Below are 22,029 nucleotides of genomic sequence, written 5' to 3'. Positions count from 1 at the left end.
AGACTCGCGATGATGGATCGGTGACCGGTCAGGTACGCGAGTCCGTCGCGGAGACCATCGAGGCGCCCGGCCAGGACCGGGCACCCTCCCGCACCGGACCGGCGACCCCGGTCCCCGGCGTGGAACCGCTGCTGCGCCAGTACGCCGGCGAAGGCGAGTCGGTCGTCGGCGACGGCGGACCGGTACTCACGTCCGACATGGTGATGGCGCTGCAGCCGGGCGGGAACGCCGCCGTCGGGCAGTTGGTGGCGGGGGTTCAGGGCGGGGAGGCCGGCCCGGGGGCGTCGATGACCGGTGGGTCGGAGGCGGCGGCGATGTCGCCGGTGGTGGCGCCGGCATCCGGTGCCGCGGCGCCCGTGCCGACGGGGGCCGCACCGCTCGGGGCCGGGCCGGTGGGGTCCGCCGCGGCCGCCCCGGCATCCCCGATGATGGCCGGTACCGCCCCGTCGGTCGCGGGTCCGTCGGTCGCGGGTCCGGTCGCCGGGCCGGCTGTTGCCGGTCCCACCGCCGGTCCCATGAATGGTGCGACCGCGGTGGGTGGCGCGACGAAGCTCTCCGCGACGGCGGCCGCGCCCGCGCTCGCCGGCGCGGGTGCCGACGACGCCATGCGGATCCCCGCGGTCGCCGCGTTGTTCGCCCACATCGGCGACCATCGCGCCGCCACGGTCGCCGCGGGGGCCGACGCGCTCGCGGCGCTGCAGTCCACCGCCGACACCCAGGCCGCCAACGTGCGCGGTGCGGCGCAGGCCGAGGCGCAGCGGGTCGTGGCGTCGGCCGACGCGGGGATCGCGGCCGCCCGGCAGGCGGCCACCGACGCCGAGTCGGCGGTGGAGGCGGCCCGGGCGCGCGACGTCGGGCGGGTCAACGCGGGGGCGACCGAGACGCTCGCGGCGCTCGACACCGCCCTGACCACCAACCAGGACGCCGTCAGGGCCGCCGCCGAGAAACAGGCCCTGGCCGCGATCGCGGGTGGCGAACGGGAGGCGCAGCGGGCAATCGCCGGCGCGCGGACCCGGGCCGCCGACGCGGTCGGCGTCGGCGCGTCGAGAGCGGACGCGCTGCAGCCGACCGAACGGGGCGGGCGCAAGGCCCGGGCGGCGCGGGAGATCGCCGGCGAGACGGCGTCGGAACTGCTGAAGGCCGGCGACGCGGTCGCCGCCACCGCCCGCGGCGACATGGCGGCGCTCGCCGCGAAGTTCCGGAACGAGGGGGCGGCGGTCGCCGAGCGGATGGCGACGTCGGACCTCGCGGCGGCGCGCAACCGGGTCGAGGAGCGGCGGGCGGCCGCCGTGGCGGCGATCGACCGGGCCGCCGCCGACACGGTCGCGGGCATCCAACGGGACCGGGACGGGGTGGTCGCACAGTTCGAGGCGCAGCGCGACGCGGCCGGGGAGATCGACCGGGCCGCGGCCGCGGCCGCGGGGGAGATCGAGCGGGCGCGGCAGACCGGTGCGGCGGCGGTCGACACGTCCGTGACCGACATCGTGGCCGGGCTCGACTCCGTGACCGCGACGATCACCGGGCTGGCCGGGAACGCCACCGTCGACGTGGACACCGCGACCGCCGACCTCGACGCGGTGGTCGGCGACGTGTCGGGCGAGCTGGCCGAGCTGGTCACGCTGACGCGGTCCGCCATGGAGACGGCCGCGACCACCGCCGCCGACGCGATGCGCCGGCAGGCCGACCTGCTGACCGGGCCGGCCGGGCAGGCCGGCACCGACTTCGCCGACCGGGTCGGCACGGCCTCGACCACGGCCGTGGACGGCATGGACACGCAGGCCGACGAGACCGTCGGCGAGTACGCGCAGGTGCAGCGGGGCGTCGAGGGAAGCCTCGCCAAGGCGGTCGGCGACTCCGACCGGGAGTGGGCCGGCCAGCTCGGCACCGGCCTCACCGAGACCGCCGGCAAGGTCGACGACGGCATCGACGCGCAGCAGTCCATGCTCGACGGCGTCGGGAAGCGGATCGACGAGCGGGCGAAGGAGATCGAGGAGGAGAGCTGGCTCAGCCGGGCGGCCAGCTTCGTCGGCGGGCTGGTGGTGGGCATCGTGTCCACGGCCTGGGACATGATCAAGGTGCTCGGCGTGGTCGCGCTCGTGGTGCTGGCCGTGGTGGCGGTCGCGCTCGTGGTGGCGGCCGCGATCGGTGGCATCGCCGGCGTGCTCGCGGTGCTCGCCGCGATCGTCACGGTGGTCGAGTTCATCGCGGCGATCGGCACGGTGCTGCTGGTGATCGCGGCGGTGGCGGTGGCCGTCAGCGTGGCGATCAAGTTGTACAAGGCGTACTCCGACGACCAGCTCTCCGACTTCGAACGCGGCGAGCTGGTCGGCAGTGCGGTCTTCGACGTGGCGTCGCTGGTGTTCGGCGCGAAGTTCGCCGCCTGGGCCGGTCGCATGGTCGGGCTCGGCGAGGCGACAGCGGAGACCGCGCTGCTCGTGCGGCTGCGGGCACTGGTGGCCGACGAGGTCGTGTTGCAGCGCCTGCTCGTCGCCGTCGGCGGCGACGCCGCGACGCTGCAGACGATGCTGGCCGCGGTCGGCAACGACGCCACGAAGCTCGAGACGCTCCTCGCCCTGTGCGGCCGCGAGGGCGCCAGGACCGCGTCCCTGCTGGAACGGCTCGGTCCGAACGCGGCCCGCGCGGAGGAACTGGTCCGGGCCGCGGGTGGCGACATGGGACGGCTGGAGCGGCTGCTCGCCGCGTGCGGCGACGACGTCACCCGCCTCGACGACCTGCTGGCGGCCGCCGGCGGCGACGCGACCCGGGTCGACGAGCTGCTGCTGGCGGCGAACGGGGACCTGGCGGTGGTCCGGGCGCAGGTGGCGCAGCGGGCGGCGGCGGTGGAGTCGGCGTCCGCGTCAGGGGTGACCGACGACGCCGCTTCCGCGGCCGGAACCACGACGGGCGCCCCGCGGGTGGAGACCGTCGAGGAGTTCCTCGCCCGCGGCGGGAAGATCCAGCAGCTGCCGCCGGGACCGGTGCCCGAGGGGTCGCCGACCGCGCTGCCCCGCGAGACCGGCGACGAGCTGCGGGCCCTGGGTGAGGGTCCCGAGGTCGAAGCGGTCACCGAGGCGACCGCCCGGCGCGCCGGCGGCACGGGTGGCCGCACCACGCCCGAGCGCGGCCAGAACCGCCCCCGGATGCCGCACGGCGCGAACGCCCCCCGCGTGGACATCTCCAAGTTCCAGGAGCCGCTGCAGGGCCAGGCGGCCATGGCCGAGCAGCAGCGCATCCTGCAGCTGAGCGACGCCAAGGAGGCCGGCCGCCTGTACGAGGACCTGGTCTGCGCCGACTACCTCGGCGGTGCCGAGGTGCAGGGCGTGTTCCGGCGGCCCGGCCGCATCATGGACCTGGGCACCGGCAAGGAGATCACGATCGAGGGCATGCACGGCAGGCTGAGCGACTACAAGCTGGGCCAGCTCTGGGACGACCTGGTCGACCTCGGCAAGGTCGAGCTGATCGTGCCGCGGCTGTCGGCGACCGCCGAGGACCAGCTGGCGAGGCTGCTGGCCCAGGCGCGCAGCGTGATCGGCGAGAACACGTACATCTTCGTCCGCGAGACCTTGTAGGCCCCGCCCCGAGGGCGATCTTGGACACGTGTGCATCGATGTACGGGTGTCCAAGATCCGCGAGAGGTGGCCGGCGCGGCGTCAGCCGACCGCGGACAGCAGCTGCAGCTTCTCGTAGCTCTCGGTACCCGGCACCGCCGTGTAGACGAGCAGGGTCTGCGACTGGTCGGGGTCGACGAGGGTCTGGCAGTTCAGCTCGAGCAGGCCCAGCTCCGGGTGGGAGATCCGCTTCCGGTCGCCCACGTAGGTGGCGTCGACGTCGTGGCGGGACCACAGGTCGACGAAGTCGGGGCTGGTGGCCAGCAGGGCCTCCAGGATCTCCGTGCCGCGGGGTGGCAGCCCCTGGCCGTACACCTGCCGGACGTGGGCGACGAAGATCCGGCTGTGCATCGCGTGGTCCTCCTCCGGGTAGACCAGCCGCGCCAGCGGGTCGGTGAACCAGCGGTAGAGGATGCTGCGGGACAGCCCGGTCCACCGGCTGTCGTCGCCCATCAGCGCGATCGCCGGACGGGTCTGCCGGAGCGTCTCGCCGAGGTTGTTCATCACCTGCGCCGGGGTGTCCTCGAGCCGGTCGAGGATCCGCATCATGCCCGGGTTGATGTGGTCGCCGCGCAGGTTGCGCCGCGGGGTCGGGTACCCGCCGAGGCGGAACAGGTGGTCGCGCTCGGTCAGCGACAGGTGCAGGCCGTGCGCGATCGCGGCGAGCATCTGCTCCGAGGGCTGCGCGCCGCGCTGCTGCTCGATGCGGCTGTAGTAGTCGGCCGACATCCCGCACAGGGCGGCCACCTCCTCCCGGCGCAGCCCGCCGGTGCGCCGGCGCCGGCCCCGGGGGAGGCCGACGTCCTCCGGCTGCAGCGCCTCGCGCCGGGTGCGGAGAAAGTCGGCTAGCTGTGCCCGGTCCATGTCGTCAGTGTGCCCGAGCGGCGAACGTGACCTGGGCAAGGCCGAGCGACAGGTCCCACAACCGGGCCGCCTCGTCAAGGTTGCGGGCGGCCGGGTAGATGGTCTGCTCGGCGGCGCGGCCCGTCACGTGGAACAGCCCGCGCGGGCCGTAGAACCGCCCGCCGCGGGAGGCCGGGTCGGTCGCGGCGTAGAACGCGGGACGCAGCCCGCCCTCGACGGACTGCACCGGCCAGCCGAGCTTCGACTGCCACCGGAACAGCGCGCCCAGCGGCGACGACTTCCCGCCCATCGTCGGGCCGGCGGTCTGCAGGTTGGTGTAGGTGAGGCCGGGGTGCGCCACGTTGCTGGTGATGCCCCAGCCGTTCGCCTGGCTGCGCCGCTCCAGTTCGAGGCCGAAGAGCATGGTGGCAAGCTTCGACTGGCCGTAGGCCTTCATCGGCGCGTACTCCCGCTCGAACTGCAGGTCGGACCAGTTGATGCGGCCCGACCGCGCGGCGATGCTCACCTGTGTGGTGACCCGCGCCCGGCCGGCCACCAGCAGCGGCAGGATCCGGGCGACCAGCGCGAAGTGCCCCAGGTAGTTGGTGCCGAACTGCAGCTCGAACCCGTCGGTCGTGGTGTACCGGGTGGGCGGCGTCATCACCGCCGCGTTGTTGACCAGGATGTCGATCGGCCGGCCCTCGGCGGTGAGGGTGTCGGCCAGCGCCGCGACCGAGGACAGCGACGCGAGGTCGAGGGTGCGCAGGGACGCCCTGCCGGTGATCCGGTCGAGCGCCGCGCGTCCCTTCGCTTCGTTGCGCACCGGGAGGATGACCTCGGCGCCGGCCCAGGCGAGGCGACGGGCCAGGCCGAGGCCGATCCCGTCGCTGGCACCGGTGACGACGGCGAGCTTGCCGTTCAGGTCCGTGTCGTTCATGGGTCAAGCGTGGACGGGCCGGCGGGGCGGATGAAGGCCCTCGTTATCCACGGACCGGTAGTCCCTGGATGAGCGCGTCCAGCGGCGCGGTGGGCAACGCGATCCACCCCTCGGTCCGCGCGGCGGCGACCTCGTCGGCGGCGGGCCGGGTCGCCAGGTCGAGCGCGGCCGCGCGCGCGGTCAGCGCGGCCACCACGGCGTCGAAGGCGTGATCGGACCCGCGGCAGAGCGGCTCGTGCGCACCGAGGTCCAGCCACGGCGCCGCCGCACGCAGCCGGTCGACGAGGTCGGCGAGCCGGGGCAGGTTCGCGGTGCGCTTGTAGCCGCGGTCCGGCAGTCCCCAGATCCGCAGCGACGCCGCCGGATACACCTCGACCACGACGCCGTCGCCGCCCCGGTCGACCGGGCACCCGCGGGCGGCCAGCGTCGACAGCAGCGCCGCGGCACGCATCGCGGTGTGCCCGATCCGGTCGGCCGCCACGCTCAGCGGCAGGCGGCCCACGGCCCGGTGGACCACCTCGTCGGTCACCCGGTAGGCCAGCCGGCGGCGCCACACCCGTCCGGCGACCCCGGCCGGCACCGTCACGTGACCGGTGTGGTGGGCGGTGAGGAATTCGACGAACGCGACCGGCCAGCCCAGCGGACAGTCGATCCCGGCCTTGTCGGCAATGGCCACGGCGTCGACGATCGCCGCGTCGCCGACCCCGACGTCGACCCGGGCGACCGTGGCCCGGCCCGCCGTCCAGTCGACCCTCGCCACGGCCGTCCCGTCCGGCTCGGCGGCCAGGTCCACTCCCACGGTCAGCACCGGGCCACCGTAGCCGCCGGGCCGGCCGGGTCACGGCGTCGTCGGGGGGTGTCGGCGGAGACGGCCCTGGAGTCCGACGCGGTGGCCGTGATCAGCGGTCGGTGAGCATGCGGTCCGGGAGGTCGTCGACAGGGTCGTTGATCAGAACGTCAGCACCACCTTGCCGAGCATGCCGCCGGCCTCGAACAGCTCGTGCGCCCGGCGCACGTCTCCGACCGGGAGGTACGCGCCCACGCGCACGCGCAGCTCGCGGGCATCGACCAGCGTCACCAGGTCGGCGAGGCCGTCCGCGTCCTCGCGTACCTGGTGCTTCGCCGCGTTCGGGAGGTCGGTCGGCAGCGGGTCGTCGGTGATCGAGACGTACCGGCCGCCCGGCGCGAGCGCGGGTCCCGGATGCACGCCCGCCGTGTCGAGAACCGCGTCGTAGGCGCCGGGTGGAAGGTCGCCCACCCGGTCGGTGACCAGGTGCGCGCCGGCCTCGCGCGCCGCGGTGACGTGCGCGGGACGGGAGACCAGCGCGTCGACGCGGGCACCCGACCGGCGGGCGAGCTGGACCGCCAGCGACCCGACCCCGCCGACCCCGCCGGTGACGAGAACACGCTCACCCGGCACCGGCTTCACCCGCTCGAGAGCCTGGCTCGCGGTGAGTCCGGCGAGCGGCAGCGCGGCCGCGTCGACGAGCGGGATCCGGGCCGGCGCCGCGGTGAGGATCCGGGCGGGCACGGCGACGAGGTCGGCCCAGGTGCCGAGGCCGGTGGACAGCTGTCCGGACATCGCCACGACCCTGTCGCCGGGGGAGAAGCCGGGCACCGCGCTGTGCGCCACCACGCCGGCGAGGTCCCAGCCGAGGGTCATCGGGAACGCCGGACCGCGGTCCCATGCCCGTGTCTTCCAGTCCACCGGGTTGACGCTGCTGGCCACCGTGCGCACCAGGACCTCATCCGCTCGGGGCACCGGTTCCGGCACGTCACGCAGCACAAGGACGTCGATACCGCCGTGGCGGTCGATCTGTACGGCTCGCATGGACGCTACGCTAAAGTTTCACATCCATGTGAGAGTCAAGGGTGACGCGTGCGGATCGGCGAACTGTCCCGGCGGACCGGGGTCAACGAGCGGCTGTTGCGGTACTACGAGGAGCAGGGCCTCCTGGCGCCCGACCGGCTGCCGAGCGGCTACCGGGTCTACGCGGAGTCCGACGTGGACCTCGTCGGGCGCATCCGGTCGCTGCTCACCGCCGGCCTGTCGACGTCGGTCATCGCGAACGTGCTCCCGTGCGTCACCTCCGACGGCGACGTTCTCGCGCCGACCTGCCCACGGGTGCGCGCGGACCTCGACCACGAGTACCGGCGGATCAGCGCCGCGATCGACGACCTGGAACGGTCGCGGCGGCTGCTGGGCGCGGTCATCGACGCCGCGCGATGACCGCGCCCGGCAGCCGATGCCTCAGCGGACCGTGATCACCGCGACCGGGAACTTCCGGTCGGTCTTCGTCTCGTAGTCGGCGGCGTCGGGCCAGTACGCCCGCCACGCCCCGTACAGCTCCTCCCAGTCGGCGTCGCGGCCGGGGCGGACCACCCGGTGGTCCGCCTGGAGCGTCTCGGCGCCCAGCTCGATGGTCACGGGACCGTCGACGGCCTCCAGGTTGGCGACCCACTGCGGGTCGTCCGGAGCGCCGCCGGCGCTGCCGCACACGATGTGGGCGTCGCCGTGCGGCGCCGCCACCAGGGGGTTGACGGTGATCTTTCCGGTCTTCCGGCCGGGGGCGTGCAGGAGCAGGACCGTCTTGCCCTCCCAGTGGCCGCCGAGCACACCGTCGTTGGCGCGGAAGTTCTCGATCACCGTGTCGTTGAAGGAAGCCATGTCCGCAATCTAGTGCGGGTCACGCCGCGGCGCCGGCAAAGCGCCGTGGATCACTTGCCTTCCGGCGCGCCGTCGGCGGTCAGGGCGCCCTGGCCGGGTACGGCCGGCAGGAACACGTGCGCGTGCCCGTTGCCCGCGTCGACGTTCAGCACGTCGAGCTGGGTGGCGGCGGTCGACCAGGTGGCGATCGCGATGTCGCGTTGGCGTCCGGCCAGCTCCAGCAGCGGTCCGCGGGCCTCGGGCGACAGCGCGAGTGCCGCCGCGTACAGGTCGACGGCCGCGTCCAGCTCGCGGACCGCCGCGGCCAGCCCGGACCGGGCGATGTTCACCGCGGTGCCGCCGGACGGCGGGTTGGCGAACTCCTCGACGATCGCGCCGGTGGTGGTTCGCCAGCGCTCCACCTCGGCCGCGGCGGGCGGGGTCCCCGTGGCCTGGCCGGCCGCCTGACCGGGCGGCACCGCGATGGACAGCCCCGTGAGCACCGGCAGCAGCCGCTCCTGCACCTGACGCGCCTTCGTCGTCAGCTCCACGATCTGCGCGGCGTCGCGCCTGGCCTCCTCGGCCTTCAGCGCCGCGACGCGGTCGGCGGTGGAGGTGCCGCCGGCGGGCGCGGCGTCGCGGGCGGTCAGGGCGGCGATGGGACCGGCGAGCAGCGCGCCGAGCGCGAACGCGATCACCAGTGGGGCGATGCGCCGCCCGGTCGGTGGGGCGATCGGGCGGGATCCGCCCTTGGCGGGCCGTGGCCTGGTCCGGTTCGTCATGTGTGCGCCTCCTTGCGGGAAGGGTACCGATCACAGTGACGCGGGTGAATGCCCAGCGCAGCTGAACCGTCACGGCGCGCCGGCCGTACCTCCGGACGTGACCACCACCGACACGCGGCCCGCGCGGGCGCCGGACCCGGGCACCGCGCCGAAGCAGCCGGACCGCAACCTCAACCCGCTGCTGGTGCTCATCGTGGTGCTGCTCGTGGTCACGATGGCGCGCGGCCCGATCGCGGACCTGCTGTCGGCGCCGGCGCTGCAGAGCTGGATGACGGTGTTCATCGCCGTGGTCACCCAGGCCCTGCCGTTTCTCGTGCTCGGCGTCGCGTTGTCGGCGGTGATCGCGGTGTTCGTGCCGGCGTCGTTCTTCGCCCGGGCGCTGCCGTCCCGGCCCGCTCTCGCGGTGCCGGTCGCGGGGACGGCCGGCGCGGTGCTCCCCGGCTGCGAGTGCGCCTCGGTTCCGGTGGCGGGTGCGCTGGTGCGGCGCGGGGTGACACCGGCCGCGGCGCTCGCGTTCCTGCTGTCGGCCCCGGCGATCAACCCGATCGTGCTGACCGCCACCGCCGTCGCGTTCCCCGGCAACCCGGAGATGGTGCTGGCCCGGTTCGTCGCGAGCCTGACCGTCGCGTGCGTCATGGGCTGGCTGTGGAACCGGCTGGGCCGCACCGACTGGATGCGGCTGCCGTCGCGCCCGTCGGTCGAGGGAAAGGGCCGGGCGACCGCGTTCTGGACGTCGGTGCGCCACGACGTCCTGCACGCCGGCAGCTTCCTCGTGCTCGGCGCGGCCGCGGCGGCCACGCTGAAGGCCGTGGTGCCGGAGAGCTGGCTGGCCGCGGTCGCCGGCAACCCGGTGCTGTCGGTGCTCGCGCTGGCGGTGCTCGCGGTGGTCCTGTCGATCTGCTCGGAGGCCGACGCGTTCGTCGCCGCCTCGCTGTCGCAGTTCTCGCTCACCGCCCGGCTGGCGTTCCTGGTCGTCGGCCCGATGGTCGACCTGAAGCTGATCGCGATGCAGGCCGGCACGTTCGGGCGCGGGTTCGCGGTGCGCTTCGCCCCGGCCACGTTCGTGGTCGCGGTGCTCGTGTCGGTCGCGGTCGGGGCGGTGCTGACATGAACAGGGAGACGCAGGGCATCGTGACCGGTCTGGTCGGCGGCGCCGTTCTCTATGCCGCCCTCACCGACACCTACCTGCGTTACGTGAAGGCCGGGCTGCGCCCGCTTCTGATCCTCACCGCCGTGCTGCTGCTGGCGACGGCCGCGGTCACCCTGTGGCAGGAGTACCGGTCCCACCGCAAGGAGAACGACGGCCACGACCACGGCGGGTCGCGGCTGTCCTGGCTGCTGGTCGCGCCGGTGCTCGCCCTGGTCGTCGCCGCGCCGCCGGCCCTGGGCTCCTACACCGCCGACCGGGCGGGTACCGCGCTGCAGCGCCCGACCGGCTTCGCCGACCTCCCCGCCGGCGACCCGCTGCCGATGCGGGTGATGGACTACGCCGCCCGCGCCGCGTTCGACGGGGGCCGGTCGCTGGAGGGGCGGCGCATCGAGCTGACCGGCTTCCTCAGCTACGGTCGGGCCGGCACCCCGTACCTGACCCGGATGACCCTCAACTGCTGCGCCGCCGACGCCCAGCCCATCAAGGTCGGCCTGGCCGGCACCGTGCCCGCCGGTCTGAAGGCGGACACGTGGTTGCGGGTCACCGGCACCTACACCGCCCACGTGGCGAAGGACGACATCAACGGCGGCCCGATCCCGTCGATCGAGGTCGTGGAGGTCCACCGGGTCGGTGCGCCGCCGCAGCAGTACGAGAACTGACTCCGCGGTAGGCGATCGTGAGGTGGCCGAGGCGGTCGGGGCCGACCTCGGCGTCGATCCCGAACACGTCGCGGAGCCGGCCGGCGGTGAGGACCGCCGCGGGGGTTCGGGCGGCGGCTCCACCGTCGTGTCATCGCGTGGCCCGGCGGGCGGCCACTCGACGCCATGGTTGCGCGCACGGCTCTCGACCGCGTGGGCGTTCCAACCCGGGCCGTTTCGCGACCCGGGTTGCTGTTCGACGGGTGACGCTACCTGGACCAGGTGTCCAGGACCTGCCCGAGCCACGGTGAGTGGTCGATCGCGAAGTTCCATGCGAAGACTGCCGTTCTCACGACCTGAACGACACCAGCCAGGAACAGGAGCGATTTCCACGCCCGGCGCCAGGTGTGTGCCGTCCTCGCGTCACTCGTAGGCGGTCGCTCCACTGACGGCGACGACGAGTCGTTCGGCGCACCCGGTTGTTCCAGAGACGGATGCTCGACCGGGTGACTAGCTGCGTAACCAGGCGTACCGGAGGAACGTTCCACCCTTTGGACGGATGGATTGTCCGATCTGTGATGACGTAGCGTCATCGATGCCTCCCTCGGAGGTGGGGCCTGCCGCGACGACTAGGCGTGGAAACTTGGCTCGTCGCGGCAGGCTGTCTTCACTTGCGGGCCCGTGATGGGGACCCACACCGCTAACGGATCAGTGTGGTCCTCGGTGCCGACTCCACCGAGTGAAAACCGTAAGTAGTTTCGCTGTCTCGCTACGTAGCGGCGAGGGTCCCGGAACCGGACGGGGTGCCTGCCCGTCAGAGGGGCATGAAGCTGCGACTGACCGCGCTCGCCGTGGGGATGCTGGTATCCGCGTGCGGCGGTGAGGGGCCGGCCGGCCCTGAATCCACCCCGCCGGCGCAGGTCGATGCGGGGGCGCTGGCGATCCGCGTGGAGTACGTGGGCGGCTTTCTGCCCGGGATCGAGGTCGTCTCCCGGCCGCCACTGGTGTCGGTCTACGGCGACGGGCGGGTGATCGCCGACGGGCCGGTACGGGCGAGCCACCCCGGCCCCGCGCTGCCGAACGTCCAGGAGTGGCGGATCCCGCCGGCCGAGGTCGCCTCCCTGGCGGGGCGGGTGCTCGCGGCCGACGGCGACTTCGGGCGTCCGACGGTCACCGACATGCCCGACACCCGGTTCACCGTCACCACCACGGACGGGGTCCGGCGGGTCGTCGTCTACGCGTTGACCGTCGACGACCGCGCGACCCGGTCGTTGACCGACGCCCAGCGCGCCGCTCGCGCGAAGCTGCTCGCCGTGCGGAACGACCTGACCGATGCGCGCGACGACCCCGACGCGTACCCGATGGCCTCGCTCGCGGTCTTCTCCCTTCCGTACCGGGAGCCCACGCCGGCCGACCGGGCCGCTCCGCCGGTCGCGTGGACGGGTCCGGCGTTGCCGGGCGACCCGGTGGGTCCGGACGGCGAGGTCGGCTGCGTCACCGTCACCGGCGACGCGGCGGCGACCGTCCGCGCGGCCGCCGCGACGGCGAACGCCGCCACGCCGTGGACGGCCGACGGACGGACGTGGTACCTCCGGTTCCGCCCGCTGCTGCCGGGCGAGTCCGGCTGCGCCGACGTCACCGGCCGCTAGGAGAGGGCGCGGGCGTGGCGCCGGATCGCCGACACCGCACGGTCGACGCGGTCGCGGTCGGTGCGGTGGTTGAGCACGCACACGCGTCCGATGTGGTGGTCGCCGATCCTCGTGCTCGACAGGAACACCTCCGCCTCGGTGTTGACCCGCCGCATCAGCTCGGCGGTGTCGCCGGCGCGCAACCGGAACGCCACCGTCGACAGGCTCGGTGCGCGCGGGACGACGAGCAGCGGGTCGGCGGACAGCTCCGCGTACACGTGCCCGGCCAGGTCGAGCTTCTCGTCGAGGGCGGCGCGGAACGCGTCGACGCCGTGCAGGTGCAGCGGTAGCCACATCCGCAGCCCGCGGTTGTCGCGGGTCAGTTCGGGACCGTAGGCGGCGAAGTCGGGCAGCGACACGTCCCGGATGTCCTGCAGGTAGTGCCCGTCGTCGGCACCCGAGTGCGCCCGGCGCAGCAGGTCGCCGTCGCGGACCAGCAGGGATCCGGTGCCGAACGGCAGGAACAGGCTCTTGTGCGGGTCGAGCACCAGCGAGTCACCGCGCTCGATGCCGTGCAGCCGTTCGCGGCCGCGGTCGGTCAGCTGGAAGAAGCCGCCGTACGCCGCGTCGACGTGCAGCCACAGGTCCTCCGCGGCCGCGAGGTCGGCGAGCGTGGTCAGCGGGTCGATGGTGCCGGTGTTGGTGCTGCCGGCGTTGGCGACGAGGAGGAACGGCCGCAGCCCGGCGGCGCGGTCGGTGGCGAGGACCGCGCGCAGCGCGTCCGGGTCCATCCGCAGCTGGTCGTCGACCGGGACGACGCGCACCGCGTCGGCGGGGAAACCGGCCAACCGGGCCGCCTTGGCGACGCACTGGTGCGTCTCGGACGTGACGTAGAGCGTCCCGGCGAGGAAGTCGGCGGGCAGCCGGGTCTCCCGGGCGGTGACCACCGCCGACAACGTGGCCAGCGAGCCGCCGGTGGTGAGGATGCCGGCCGCGGTGGCGGGCAACCCGAAGAGGTCGCCCTGCCACCGCAGCACGGTCGTCTCCAGCGCCACCATCCCGGGCGCGGGAAAGGCCAGCCCGGTGTACTGGTTGAGCACGTCGGCGACGAGGTCGGCGATCGCGGCCGACACCAGGCCGCTTCCGGGGATGAACCCGAGGTGACCGGGGTGCGACGGGTTGAGGCCCTTGCTCACCGCGAGGTCCACAGTGGACAGCAGGTCGTCCAGCGGCCGGCCCGCGTCACCGGGCGGGCGACGCAGGTCGGACCGGGCCAGCAGGGCGGGCACGTCGGTGAAGTCGGAGACCGGACGGTGACGCAGGCCGTCGACGTACCCGACGACCCAGTCGGCGACCCGGTCGAGCAGGGCGCGCAGGTCGGCCCCGACGGGCTCCAGCAGGCGTTTCTCCACGCCGGAGGCTACCGCGCCCGGTCCGGTCCGGCACCGGGCGCGGGGCACTCAGGCGGGCGGGGCGAAGAACTCCAGCGCCAGGTTGTCCGGGTCCTTGAACGACAGGCCGGACCCGTAGTGGGCGTCGACGATGCCGCCGTGGGTGACGCCGAGGTCGTCGAGGCGCTTCTGCCAGCCCTCCAGTTCGGCGCGGTCGGCGCACGCGAACGCCACGTGGTCGAGGCCGGGCCGGCGCGGGTCGAACGCGACCGTGCCGGTGGCGCCGGGGAACTGGTGCAGCCCGAAGAGCATGCCGCCGCCGATCAGGAAGACGACGTGGCGGAACGGGCCGGTGTCCTCGTCGAGGACGGGCTCGGCGTCGAACAGGCTCTTGTACCAGGGCACGCTGACGCCCAGGTCGGTGACGGTCACGGCGACGTGCGTGACGGCGGGGAACGTGGTCATGGGACCCTCCTTCGACGGATGTCCCACCACTGTGGTGACCGCGGCCCCGCCGAACATGAAGACCGGGTGGAGAGCGTGGGGAGGCCGCCGGAACGCCGCGGGAATGCCGCGGGAGGCTCAGTGGCCGAACGCGTCGGAGTCCGCGCCGGCCGCGTCACCACGGTCGAGGGCGGAGATCGCGGCGACCTCGTCGGCCGACAGGGAGAAGTCGAGGACGTCGAGGTTCTGCCGGAGCCGGGTCGGGTCGCTCGACTTCGGGACCGCGGTGAGCCCGAGCTCCAGGTGCCAGCGCAGCACGACCTGCGCCGGGGTGCGGCCGTGCCGCTCGGCCACCTCCACCACGGCGGGCTCGCCCAGCACGTCGTTGCCCTGCCCGCCGATCGGCCCCCACGACTGGGTGACGATCCCGTGCTTGTCGTGGTACGCCCGGGTGGAGTCGCGGGTCACCCTCGGGTTGAGCTCCACCTGGTTCACGTCGGGCACGATGCCGGTCTCGGCGAGGACGCGGTCGAGGTGGACCGGCGTGAAGTTCGATGTGCCGATCGCGCGGAGCCGGCGGTCCTCCAGCAGCCGGGCGAGGCCACGCAGCGCGTCGACGTACCGGTCCTGCGCCGGGTTGGGCCAGTGGACGAGCAGCAGGTCGATGTACTCCACGCCCAGCCGGTCGGCGCTGCGCTGGCAGGCCTCGGCGACCAGGTCGACCCCGTGCCACTCCTTGTTGAACTTCGTGGTGACGAACAGCTCCTCGCGCGGCACCCCGGACGCCTTCAGCCCGCGGCCGACGCCGCGCTCGTTGCCGTAGTTCTCCGCGGTGTCGACGAGCCGGTGGCCCAGCCCGATCGCCGTGGCCACGGTCGTCTCGGCCTCCCCGTCGTCCATCGGCCACGTGCCGAGGCCGAGTCGCGGCATCTCGGCGCCGTGCGTGAGGGTGACGGTGGGTGCGGTGGTCGGCGTCATGGATCCATCCAATACGACCGGCCACCGCGCCGCACACGCGGCCGTCGGGCCCGTGTCACACCGCGCTGTCCTGGCCGACCCTCATCTCGCACCCCCCTCGTCGGTCCCGCCGCCCAGTCTGTGCGGTCGCGCGCGCGGTGACCTGAGGCAGCGGCCCCGACCCGTCCGGGCGGTTCCCCGCGTCGACGGGCGTCGTCGTCCCGGTCGGCGCCGGTGATGTCCCGGCACAACCGGGACACGGGGCGTAGCGACCGGGACACGCGCTCGTCCACACTGGGTGAATGGCCGCCCGGGCGATCTCGTGGCTGGCGGTGGGGTCGAGCGCGGTCGCCGTGGCGTTCACGTGGTGGACCTGGTTCCCACCCGAACCCGCCGGAACGGCGCACGTGTCGATGGGCCACCACAGCGCCGTGGCACTCGGGTGGGGCGCGCTGGGCACGGCCTGGGCCGTGATGGGCGCGATGGTGGTCTGCCGCCGGCCCCGCAACGCGCTCGGGTGGATCCTGCTCGGCATCGGTGTCTCGCAGGCCTGGCACGTCGGGCTCGTCGCGTACGCGATCTGCGGCCTCACCGTGGTCGAGCCGTCGTGGCCGGGCGCCATCTGGGCCGGGTACGCCGGCTCGGCGCTGTTCGTCGTCGGGGTCCTGGTGACGCCGACGGTGCTGCTGGCGCTCTACCCCGACGGCCGGCTGGACGCCTGGTGGTCGCGGGTCGCCGTGCTCGTGGCCGTCGTCGCGGTCGCGCACATCGCGGCGGGCGGTCTCTTCCTGACCATCGGAGGCGGCGACGGTGCCCAGGTCGTCGTCGTGGTGCCGGACTACCTGCAGGGCGTGCCGACGCAGTTGCTGCCACCGGGTTCGCGTTCGCTGCAACCGGTGTGGACCACCGACGAGCCGCTGCCCGGATGGGTCGACGGGTTCCGCGACGGGTACCTTCCGGCCACGGCGCCGGCGTGGGTCCCGCTGTTCCTGCTGTCGATGCTGGTGATCTGGGCCGGTACCGTCGCGCGGCTGGTGCGGGCGCGGTCACCGCGGCGGCAGCAGCTGGCCCTGGTGGTCTGCGTGGTGATGCCGTTCCTCATCGCGTCGTGGCTGGCGCCGGCGTGGGGGCGCCCGCTCGTGCTGGTCACGCTGCTGCTGATACCGGTGGCGGTCTCGGTGGGGGTGCTGCGGTACCGCCTGCTCGGCATCGAGACGGTGCTGCGGCGAGGACTGGTCTACGGCGTCCTGACCGTGGCGGTCGCCGGGCTGTACCTCGCGGTCACGACGCTGGCCGGCACGGCGCTCGACCGCCGGCCGCTGCCGGGCATCCTGGCCGCGATGCTGGTCGCGGTGGGCCTCGCGCCGTTCCGCGACCGCCTGCAGCAGGCCGTCGACCGGCTCGTCTACGGCGAGCGCCGCGACCCGCTGCGCGCGATCACCCGGCTGGGCCGGCAGGTCGCCGTCGTCGGCGAGGACGACCTGCTTCCCGCCGCGCTCACCAGCATCAGCACCGCGGTGCGGGCACCGGGCGCGATGGTGACCGACGGCGCCGGCGAGGTGCTCGCCGCCGTCGGCGACGAGCCCGGCGGGCACGCCACGGTGGTCCCGCTCGACGTCGGCGGCCGTCGCATCGGCCACCTGCACGTCGCGCCGCCGGGGCCGGGGGAGCGGCACGCCGAGCCCGAGCGGCGGCTCGTCACCGCGATGGCGGCGCCGGTGGCCGTGCTCGTGCGGGCCCTGGAGCTGACCCGCGAACTCGAGGTCGAGCGCGACCGAGTCGTCGTCGCCACCCGCGCCGAACGCGAACGCCTGCGCCGCGACCTGCACGACGGGCTCGGGCCGTCGCTGTCCGGGGTCGGCCTCGGCCTGCAGGCGCTGATCGACCGGACCGACGCCGCCGACACCACGGCTGCGGTGCTGCTCGACCGGCTGCAGACCGAGATCACCTCCTCCGTCGCCGAGGTGCGGCGGATCATCGACAACCTCCGGCCGGTCGCCCTCGACGCGCTGGGGCTCGCGGCCGCCATCCGTACCCACGCCGCGACGGTCTCGGCCGCCCTCCCGGTCGAGGTGCACGCCGGTCCCATGCCCGCGGTCGCCCCCGAGGTGGAGACCTCGGCCTACCGCATCACCACGGAGGCCGTCACCAACGCGGCCCGGCACGCCGCCGCGACGCGGGTGCGGGTCAGCCTCACCGCGCCGAACGGAAGCCTGCGGATCACGGTGGCCGACGACGGCGTCGGCGTCGGGGACGCGGTCGCCGGGGTCGGTCTCACGTCGATGCGTCGCCGCGCGGAGACCGTCGGCGGCCGGCTCGACATCGCGTCCAGCACCGCCGGCACGGTCGTCACCGCCACGTTGCCCCTGGAGTCCCCATGACACCCACCGATCCCGCCGTGCGGCTCGTGATCGCCGACGACCACCCGATGTTCCGGTTCGGGCTGCAGGCGGCCCTCGCCGCCAGCACCGAGATCGAGCTGGTCGGCGAGGCCGCCAACGGCTCCGAGCTGCTCGCGGTGGTCGAGGCGACGAGGCCCGACGTGGTCCTCACCGACCTCGCGATGCCCGACCTCGACGGCACCGCGGCCACCCGGGCGATCACCGCCACCCACCCGACGGTCGCCGTCGTGATGCTGACCATGCACGACGACGACGAGGCCCTGTTCGGCGCGCTGCGGGCCGGTGCCCGCGGCTACCTGCTCAAGGGGGCCAGCCGCACCGAGATCGTGCGCGCGGTGCTGGCTGTCGCCTCGGGCGAGGCGGTCTACGGCGCCGCGGTCGCCCGACGGATCGTCGACTTCTTCACCAACGCCCGGCCCGAGTACACGGCCCGGGTGTTCCCCGAGCTCACCGACCGCGAGCGGGAGGTGCTCGACCTGCTCGCCGCCGGTCGCAACAACCACCAGATCGCCGGGCGGCTCGTGCTGTCCGAGAAGACCGTGCGCAACCACGTCTCGTCGATCCTGTTCAAGCTGCGGGTGGGCGACCGGGCCGCCGCCGTCGCCAAGGCCCGCGACGCGGGGCTGGGCCGCTCATGAGGCCGCTCATGAGGTCGCTCATGAGGCGGGCGTTGGTCGCCGTCGTGCTGCTGCCGCTGGTCACCTCGTGCGGTGACCGCGACGGCGCGCCGTCGCGACCCGCGCCGCGACCGCAGACGGTGGCCCTCGTCGACGACGCGCGCGGACCGGCGCCGGCGGTACCCGGTGCGAAGCGCGGCGGCACGGTGACCGCCCTCATCGAGAACGAGTTCGAGCACCTCGACCCGGGACGCACGTACGTCGCCCGGGCGCAGTCGGTCAACCTGCTGCTGCAACGGACGCTGACGGCCTACCGGCGCACGCCGGCCGGCCAGCTGGAGCTGGTCGGCGACCTGGCCACCGACACCGGCCGGCCGTCGCCCGACCGTCGCGTGTGGACCTACACCCTGCGCGACGGGCTGCGGTTCGAGGACGGCACCCCGATCCGCTCCGGCGACGTGGCGTACGCGATCGCCCGGTCGTTCAGCCCGGCGCTCGCCGACGGACCGACCTGGCTGCAGAACTGGCTCGGCGAGAACGGCGCCGGCGTGTCGCCGTTGCCGCCCGGGGTCCGCGTGCCCGACGACCGCACGATCGTGTTCGAGTTCCCGCGTCCCCAGCCCGACCTTCCGTTCGCGGTGACCCTCGGAAACACGACCCCGGTGCCGAAGGACCGCGACACCGGCGCCGGCTACGACCTGCGTCCCGTCGCCACCGGGCCGTACCGGATCGAGTCCTACCGCCCGGGGGAGCGGCTCACCCTGGTCCGCAACCCGCACTGGGACCCGCGCAGCGACCCCGTCCGGCACGACCACCCCGACCGGTTCGTCGTCGAGTTCGGGCAGAGCGCCGGGGAGGCCACCGAGCGGGTCCTCTCCGGCGAACGGACCACGGTGAGCCTGGAGCAGGTGCCGCCGGAGATGCTGGCCGCGGTCGCCGACAACCGCGCGATCGCCCAGCACGCCACCGTCGGCAGCACCCCCTACGTCGGCTACCTGAAGATCAACGTCGCGCGGGTCACGGACCTCGCGGTCCGCCGGGCGCTCAACTGCGCGATGGACCGCGACGGCTACCTCAGCGCGACCGGCGGCCGCGCCCTGTCCGAGCCCGCGACCACGCTGCTGCCCCGCAACGTGGTGGGCTTCCGCGCGTACAACGCCTACGACTGCGGCCCGGCCGGCGACCCGTCGCGGGCGCGGAAGATGCTCGGCGGCCGCACCGTCGCGCTGCGGTTCGGCTACCGCGACAGCGGCCGCGGACCGGCGGTGGCCGCGTTCCTCGAGCGCAGCCTCGCCGCCGCCGGCTTCGACCTGGAGCTGGTGCCGATCCCGCCGAACCGCTACTACTCGACGATCGGCACCCGCGACAACGGCCTCGACGTCTACATCGCCACCTGGAGCGCCGACTGGCCCAGCGGCGCCGCGGTGATACCGGCCCTTGTCGACGGCCGGACCATCGCGGCGAAGGGCAACAGCAACACGTCCTACCTCGACGACCCGGTCGTCGACGCGGAGATCGACCGGATCCGCGCCATCGACGATCTCGCCGAGGCCGGCCGGGAGTGGAGCCGGCTCGACGAGCGCCTCATGCGCGACATCGCGCCGGTGGTGCCGGTGTTCTACGACCGCACCTGCGCCCTGAACGGGCTCGGCGTCGACGGCCTGTACCTGCACGAGGTCCTCGGGGTCACGTCGCTCACCACCGCGTTCGTCACGTGACCCGGGCGCTGCTCTCCCGCACGGTCAGGCGGTGGCCGGCGGTGACCCGGCGGGCCGGCTCCGACGCGCCCGCCCGGGTGAGCCGGCGGGCCAGGCAGTCCAGCGCGTGCGCGGCGATAGCGGCCTTGTCGGGGGCCACGGTGGTCAGCGACGGCACGCTGTACCGGCCGTCCTCGATGTCGTCGAACCCGACGACCGCCAGGTCGCGGGGGACACCCAGGCCGCGGTCGGCCGCGGCGCGCAGGGCGCCCAGCGCGAGCTGGTCGGTGAAGCAGAAGACGGCGTCGGGCCGGTGGCCGGCGTCGAGCAGGTGACGCATCGCGTCGGCGCCGTCGCGGCGGTGCAGCGCGGTCACGGGGACCTCGACCGTCGGCAGGTCCGCGTTCCGCAGCGCCCGGCGGTAGCCGGTGAGCCGCTGCTGCGCCGTGCCGTTCGCGAGGTGGGGCTGCGGTCCGATGGCGGCGATCCGGCGGCGTCCGGTGGCGACGAGGTGAGCGGTCGCCTCCTCGGCGGCGGCGACGTTGTCGATGGCGACGTGGTCGAACAGCCCGTCGGCGTCCTGCTCGCCGAGGAGCACCAGCGGCGGCGCGTCCGGGCGGCGCTGCAGTTCGGCCGGCGACAGTGCCCACGGGCTGACGATCAGGCCGTCGACGACCTGCCGCGGCATGCCGTGCATGAGCCGCTCCTCGCGGTCGCGGTCGCCGTTGGTCTGGTCGACCAGCAGCGTCCACGAGCGTTCGTCGGCGCCGCGGGTGAGCAGGTCGGCCAGCTCGCCGAAGTACGGCGACGCGATCTCCGGGATCACCAGCCCGACCAGGCCGGAGCGTCCGCCGCGCAGGCTGCGGGCGGCGGCGTTGGGTCGGTAGTCCAGCTCCTCGATGACCCGCAGCACCCGGGCGCGGGTCTGCGGGGCGACGAGCGGGAAGTCGTTGACGACGTTGGAGACCGTGCGCGGCGAGACGCCCGCCCGCTCGGCGACGTCCTTGATGCTGGCACCCACGGATCGATCATAGTCAGCACTTGCCACGTTGCATGCCACGTTGCAACATGACTGTCATGACGACCACCGTCGATTACCGCGCCGAGCTGTACCGGGACGGCATCACCGCCCTCCGCGGCGCCTTCACCACCGCATGGGCCGACGCGATGCGCGAGGACATCGAGGTCGCGTTCGCCGAGGCCCGCTCCCGCGAGGGCGGTGCCGTCGGCCGCGGCCCGAACCGCTGGTACGTGGAGATCCATCCCGAGCAGCTGCGCGGGTTCGTCGAGCTCGTGACGCACCCGTGGGTCACCGCCGTGTGCGAGGCCGTGCTGGGGCCGGAGTACGAGATCGTCGAGCTCGGCTTCGACACGCCGTTCCCCGGCGCGCGGGTGCAGCCGTGGCACCGCGACTTCCCGATGCCCGACGTGACGCGGCGCGAACGGACGCTGAACTCGTTGGCGTTCAACCTGACCGCCGTCGACACCGTCGAGGAGATGGGACCGTTCGAGATCGCACCCGGCACCCAGTTCGACGACGGGGCCGACTTCGAGCACGGGATGTTCCCGCCGAAGGAGCGCTACGGCCGGTACCAGGAGCGGGCGGTGCGCAAGTACCCGCGGCGGGGCGACATCTCGGCCCGGTCGGCGCTGACCGTCCACCGCGGCACGCCGAACGTGTCGGCGACCGCCCGTCCGGTGCTGGTGCTCGGGGTGGACGCGCCGGGCGCCGGCAACGGCGAGCGCCACGACCTGGCCGTGACGCACGGCTACTGGGCCGCCCTGCCCGACTCGGTGAAGGCGCACCTGCACTGCCCGGTGGTCGACGAGCTGACGCCGATCCTCCAGAAGCACACGATCGAAGGGCTCGTCATGGGTGAGGCGTAGGGCCTTCCCGCCGGGGTACACCATTCCCGTGAGGCACAACGGAACTCCGGCGGTGGCCGCGTCGGGCGTCTGGATCGACGACTCCGGCCAGCGACAGCCCGGCGGCGAGGCGCACGCCTGGTTCCCCGGTCAGAACCAGACGGCGTGCGGACGCCCGCTCAACCGGGCGCGCCTGTACGGGCTGGCGCACGTCCCGTTCGACTACCGCCGCACCGACCATCTCGACGCCGCCGACCGCATCGGCTGGATCTGCCCCCGCTGCGTGGCGGCCACGACCCCGAGGCCCCGCCGCACGCGAACCTTCCACCGCCCGTAGCCCCCCGCTGACGGAACCCGTACACGGGTGCCCCCCGGGGTGGGAGCTCGAGACGTTCACAGATCTTGGACACTTGTGCATCGAA

The 22,029-nt window shown here is 74.1% G+C and carries 20 protein-coding genes; 10 read left to right on the top strand and 10 right to left on the bottom strand.

The genetic code is table 11. The features are described from left to right. The first annotated feature begins 20 nt into the window (after nucleotides 1-20). Nucleotides 21-3,569, top strand: coding sequence for a hypothetical protein (locus Voc01_RS51650; RefSeq protein WP_203935159.1), 3,549 nt, complete (start codon nucleotides 21-23; stop codon nucleotides 3,567-3,569). An 81-nt stretch (nucleotides 3,570-3,650) separates the two neighbouring features. Here the strand turns inward: Voc01_RS51650 and Voc01_RS51645 are convergent, their stop codons facing one another. The 4 genes from Voc01_RS51645 to Voc01_RS51630 all read right to left on the bottom strand — a co-directional run bounded on the left by Voc01_RS51645 (nucleotide 3,651) and on the right by Voc01_RS51630 (nucleotide 7,219). Further along, nucleotides 3,651-4,472 (bottom strand): helix-turn-helix transcriptional regulator, encoded by an 822-nt coding sequence (locus tag Voc01_RS51645; RefSeq protein WP_203935158.1) that lies wholly within the window; start codon nucleotides 4,470-4,472, stop codon nucleotides 3,651-3,653. A 4-nt stretch (nucleotides 4,473-4,476) separates the two neighbouring features. Further along, nucleotides 4,477-5,388 (bottom strand): SDR family oxidoreductase, encoded by a 912-nt coding sequence (locus tag Voc01_RS51640; RefSeq protein ID WP_203935157.1) that lies wholly within the window; start codon nucleotides 5,386-5,388, stop codon nucleotides 4,477-4,479. A gap of 43 nt (nucleotides 5,389-5,431) precedes the next feature. After that, nucleotides 5,432-6,196 (bottom strand): DUF429 domain-containing protein, encoded by a 765-nt coding sequence (locus tag Voc01_RS51635; RefSeq protein WP_203935156.1) that lies wholly within the window; start codon nucleotides 6,194-6,196, stop codon nucleotides 5,432-5,434. Nucleotides 6,197-6,337: 141 nt separating this feature from the next. Then, nucleotides 6,338-7,219, bottom strand: a complete 882-nt coding sequence (locus Voc01_RS51630) for an NADP-dependent oxidoreductase (protein ID WP_203935155.1) — start codon at nucleotides 7,217-7,219, stop codon at nucleotides 6,338-6,340. A 48-nt stretch (nucleotides 7,220-7,267) separates the two neighbouring features. Between Voc01_RS51630 and Voc01_RS51625 the strand changes: the two genes are divergently transcribed. Next, the gene (locus Voc01_RS51625; RefSeq protein WP_203935154.1) at nucleotides 7,268-7,618 is read left to right on the top strand and encodes a MerR family transcriptional regulator; all 351 of its coding nucleotides are present in this window, start codon (nucleotides 7,268-7,270) and stop codon (nucleotides 7,616-7,618) included. A 21-nt stretch (nucleotides 7,619-7,639) separates the two neighbouring features. Here Voc01_RS51625 and Voc01_RS51620 read toward each other — a convergent pair whose 3' ends face one another. Next, nucleotides 7,640-8,056, bottom strand: coding sequence for a nitroreductase/quinone reductase family protein (locus tag Voc01_RS51620; RefSeq protein ID WP_203935153.1), 417 nt, complete (start codon nucleotides 8,054-8,056; stop codon nucleotides 7,640-7,642). Between the two features lie 50 nt (nucleotides 8,057-8,106). After that, nucleotides 8,107-8,817 (bottom strand): hypothetical protein, encoded by a 711-nt coding sequence (locus Voc01_RS51615; protein ID WP_203935152.1) that lies wholly within the window; start codon nucleotides 8,815-8,817, stop codon nucleotides 8,107-8,109. A gap of 97 nt (nucleotides 8,818-8,914) precedes the next feature. Between Voc01_RS51615 and Voc01_RS51610 the strand changes: the two genes are divergently transcribed. The 3 genes from Voc01_RS51610 (at nucleotide 8,915) to Voc01_RS51600 (ending at nucleotide 12,254) form a co-directional block, all read left to right on the top strand. Continuing rightward, nucleotides 8,915-9,928: a permease gene (locus Voc01_RS51610; RefSeq protein ID WP_373873987.1), complete on the top strand. Its 1,014-nt coding sequence runs from the start codon at nucleotides 8,915-8,917 to the stop codon at nucleotides 9,926-9,928. Continuing rightward, nucleotides 9,925-10,626, top strand: a complete 702-nt coding sequence (locus Voc01_RS51605; protein WP_203935150.1) for a TIGR03943 family putative permease subunit — start codon at nucleotides 9,925-9,927, stop codon at nucleotides 10,624-10,626. The genes Voc01_RS51610 and Voc01_RS51605 overlap by 4 nt, the downstream gene beginning before the upstream one ends. Nucleotides 10,627-11,429: 803 nt before the next feature. After that, nucleotides 11,430-12,254: a hypothetical protein gene (locus Voc01_RS51600; protein ID WP_203935149.1), complete on the top strand. Its 825-nt coding sequence runs from the start codon at nucleotides 11,430-11,432 to the stop codon at nucleotides 12,252-12,254. Here Voc01_RS51600 and Voc01_RS51595 read toward each other — a convergent pair. From Voc01_RS51595 to Voc01_RS51585, 3 genes are all read right to left on the bottom strand, one after another. Then, nucleotides 12,251-13,645 carry a pyridoxal phosphate-dependent decarboxylase family protein gene (locus Voc01_RS51595; RefSeq protein ID WP_203935148.1) on the bottom strand — a complete coding sequence of 465 codons (1,395 nt, stop codon included), beginning with the start codon at nucleotides 13,643-13,645 and terminating at the stop codon, nucleotides 12,251-12,253. The genes Voc01_RS51600 and Voc01_RS51595 overlap by 4 nt on opposite strands. Nucleotides 13,646-13,693: 48 nt before the next feature. Further along, entirely contained in the window at nucleotides 13,694-14,089 is a 396-nt protein-coding gene (locus tag Voc01_RS51590; protein ID WP_203935147.1) for a VOC family protein, read from the bottom strand. Nucleotides 14,090-14,206: 117 nt separating this feature from the next. Further along, nucleotides 14,207-15,046 carry an aldo/keto reductase gene (locus tag Voc01_RS51585; protein ID WP_203935146.1) on the bottom strand — a complete coding sequence of 280 codons (840 nt, stop codon included), beginning with the start codon at nucleotides 15,044-15,046 and terminating at the stop codon, nucleotides 14,207-14,209. A gap of 281 nt (nucleotides 15,047-15,327) precedes the next feature. Here Voc01_RS51585 and Voc01_RS51580 point away from each other — a divergent pair, with 281 nt between their 5' ends. Genes Voc01_RS51580 through Voc01_RS51570 form a run of 3 tightly spaced genes read left to right on the top strand, consistent with a single transcriptional unit; the run spans nucleotide 15,328 to nucleotide 19,762 of the window. After that, a complete protein-coding gene (locus Voc01_RS51580; protein WP_203935145.1) occupies nucleotides 15,328-17,406 on the top strand; it encodes a sensor histidine kinase in 2,079 nt (692 codons plus the stop codon). Then, nucleotides 17,403-18,065 carry a response regulator transcription factor gene (locus Voc01_RS51575; RefSeq protein ID WP_203935144.1) on the top strand — a complete coding sequence of 221 codons (663 nt, stop codon included), beginning with the start codon at nucleotides 17,403-17,405 and terminating at the stop codon, nucleotides 18,063-18,065. The genes Voc01_RS51580 and Voc01_RS51575 overlap by 4 nt, the downstream gene beginning before the upstream one ends. A 20-nt stretch (nucleotides 18,066-18,085) precedes the next feature. Beyond that, complete coding sequence (locus tag Voc01_RS51570; protein WP_203935143.1) at nucleotides 18,086-19,762, top strand: ABC transporter substrate-binding protein; 1,677 nt, start codon at nucleotides 18,086-18,088, stop codon at nucleotides 19,760-19,762. On the opposite strand, the gene Voc01_RS51565 is transcribed toward Voc01_RS51570, so the two are convergent. After that, entirely contained in the window at nucleotides 19,755-20,762 is a 1,008-nt protein-coding gene (locus Voc01_RS51565; RefSeq protein ID WP_203935142.1) for a LacI family DNA-binding transcriptional regulator, read from the bottom strand. The genes Voc01_RS51570 and Voc01_RS51565 overlap by 8 nt on opposite strands. Before the next feature lie 56 nt (nucleotides 20,763-20,818). On the opposite strand from Voc01_RS51565, the gene Voc01_RS51560 reads away from it, so the two are divergent. Beyond that, nucleotides 20,819-21,628, top strand: coding sequence for a phytanoyl-CoA dioxygenase family protein (locus tag Voc01_RS51560; protein WP_239161098.1), 810 nt, complete (start codon nucleotides 20,819-20,821; stop codon nucleotides 21,626-21,628). A 28-nt stretch (nucleotides 21,629-21,656) separates the two neighbouring features. Further along, complete coding sequence (locus Voc01_RS51555; protein WP_203935140.1) at nucleotides 21,657-21,944, top strand: hypothetical protein; 288 nt, start codon at nucleotides 21,657-21,659, stop codon at nucleotides 21,942-21,944. Nucleotides 21,945-22,029: the final 85 nt, after the last annotated feature.

Origin of the sequence: Virgisporangium ochraceum (assembly GCF_016863655.1) — a bacterium.
GTDB classification, from domain to species: domain Bacteria; phylum Actinomycetota; class Actinomycetes; order Mycobacteriales; family Micromonosporaceae; genus Virgisporangium; species Virgisporangium ochraceum.
Note: the sequence above shows the minus strand (reverse complement) of the source record. Positions and strands in the feature narration are given on the sequence as shown.

Coding starts and splice junctions, on each gene's coding strand:
- Voc01_RS51645 (WP_203935158.1), bottom strand. CDS start 4,472: ATGGACCGGGCACAGCTAGCCGACTTTCTCCGCACCCGGCGCGAGGCG.
- Voc01_RS51640 (WP_203935157.1), bottom strand. CDS start 5,388: ATGAACGACACGGACCTGAACGGCAAGCTCGCCGTCGTCACCGGTGCC.
- Voc01_RS51630 (WP_203935155.1), bottom strand. CDS start 7,219: ATGCGAGCCGTACAGATCGACCGCCACGGCGGTATCGACGTCCTTGTG.
- Voc01_RS51620 (WP_203935153.1), bottom strand. CDS start 8,056: ATGGCTTCCTTCAACGACACGGTGATCGAGAACTTCCGCGCCAACGAC.
- Voc01_RS51615 (WP_203935152.1), bottom strand. CDS start 8,817: ATGACGAACCGGACCAGGCCACGGCCCGCCAAGGGCGGATCCCGCCCG.
- Voc01_RS51605 (WP_203935150.1), top strand. CDS start 9,925: ATGAACAGGGAGACGCAGGGCATCGTGACCGGTCTGGTCGGCGGCGCC.
- Voc01_RS51600 (WP_203935149.1), top strand. CDS start 11,430: ATGAAGCTGCGACTGACCGCGCTCGCCGTGGGGATGCTGGTATCCGCG.
- Voc01_RS51590 (WP_203935147.1), bottom strand. CDS start 14,089: ATGACCACGTTCCCCGCCGTCACGCACGTCGCCGTGACCGTCACCGAC.
- Voc01_RS51585 (WP_203935146.1), bottom strand. CDS start 15,046: ATGACGCCGACCACCGCACCCACCGTCACCCTCACGCACGGCGCCGAG.
- Voc01_RS51580 (WP_203935145.1), top strand. CDS start 15,328: ATGGCCGCCCGGGCGATCTCGTGGCTGGCGGTGGGGTCGAGCGCGGTC.
- Voc01_RS51575 (WP_203935144.1), top strand. CDS start 17,403: ATGACACCCACCGATCCCGCCGTGCGGCTCGTGATCGCCGACGACCAC.
- Voc01_RS51570 (WP_203935143.1), top strand. CDS start 18,086: ATGAGGCGGGCGTTGGTCGCCGTCGTGCTGCTGCCGCTGGTCACCTCG.
- Voc01_RS51560 (WP_239161098.1), top strand. CDS start 20,819: ATGACGACCACCGTCGATTACCGCGCCGAGCTGTACCGGGACGGCATC.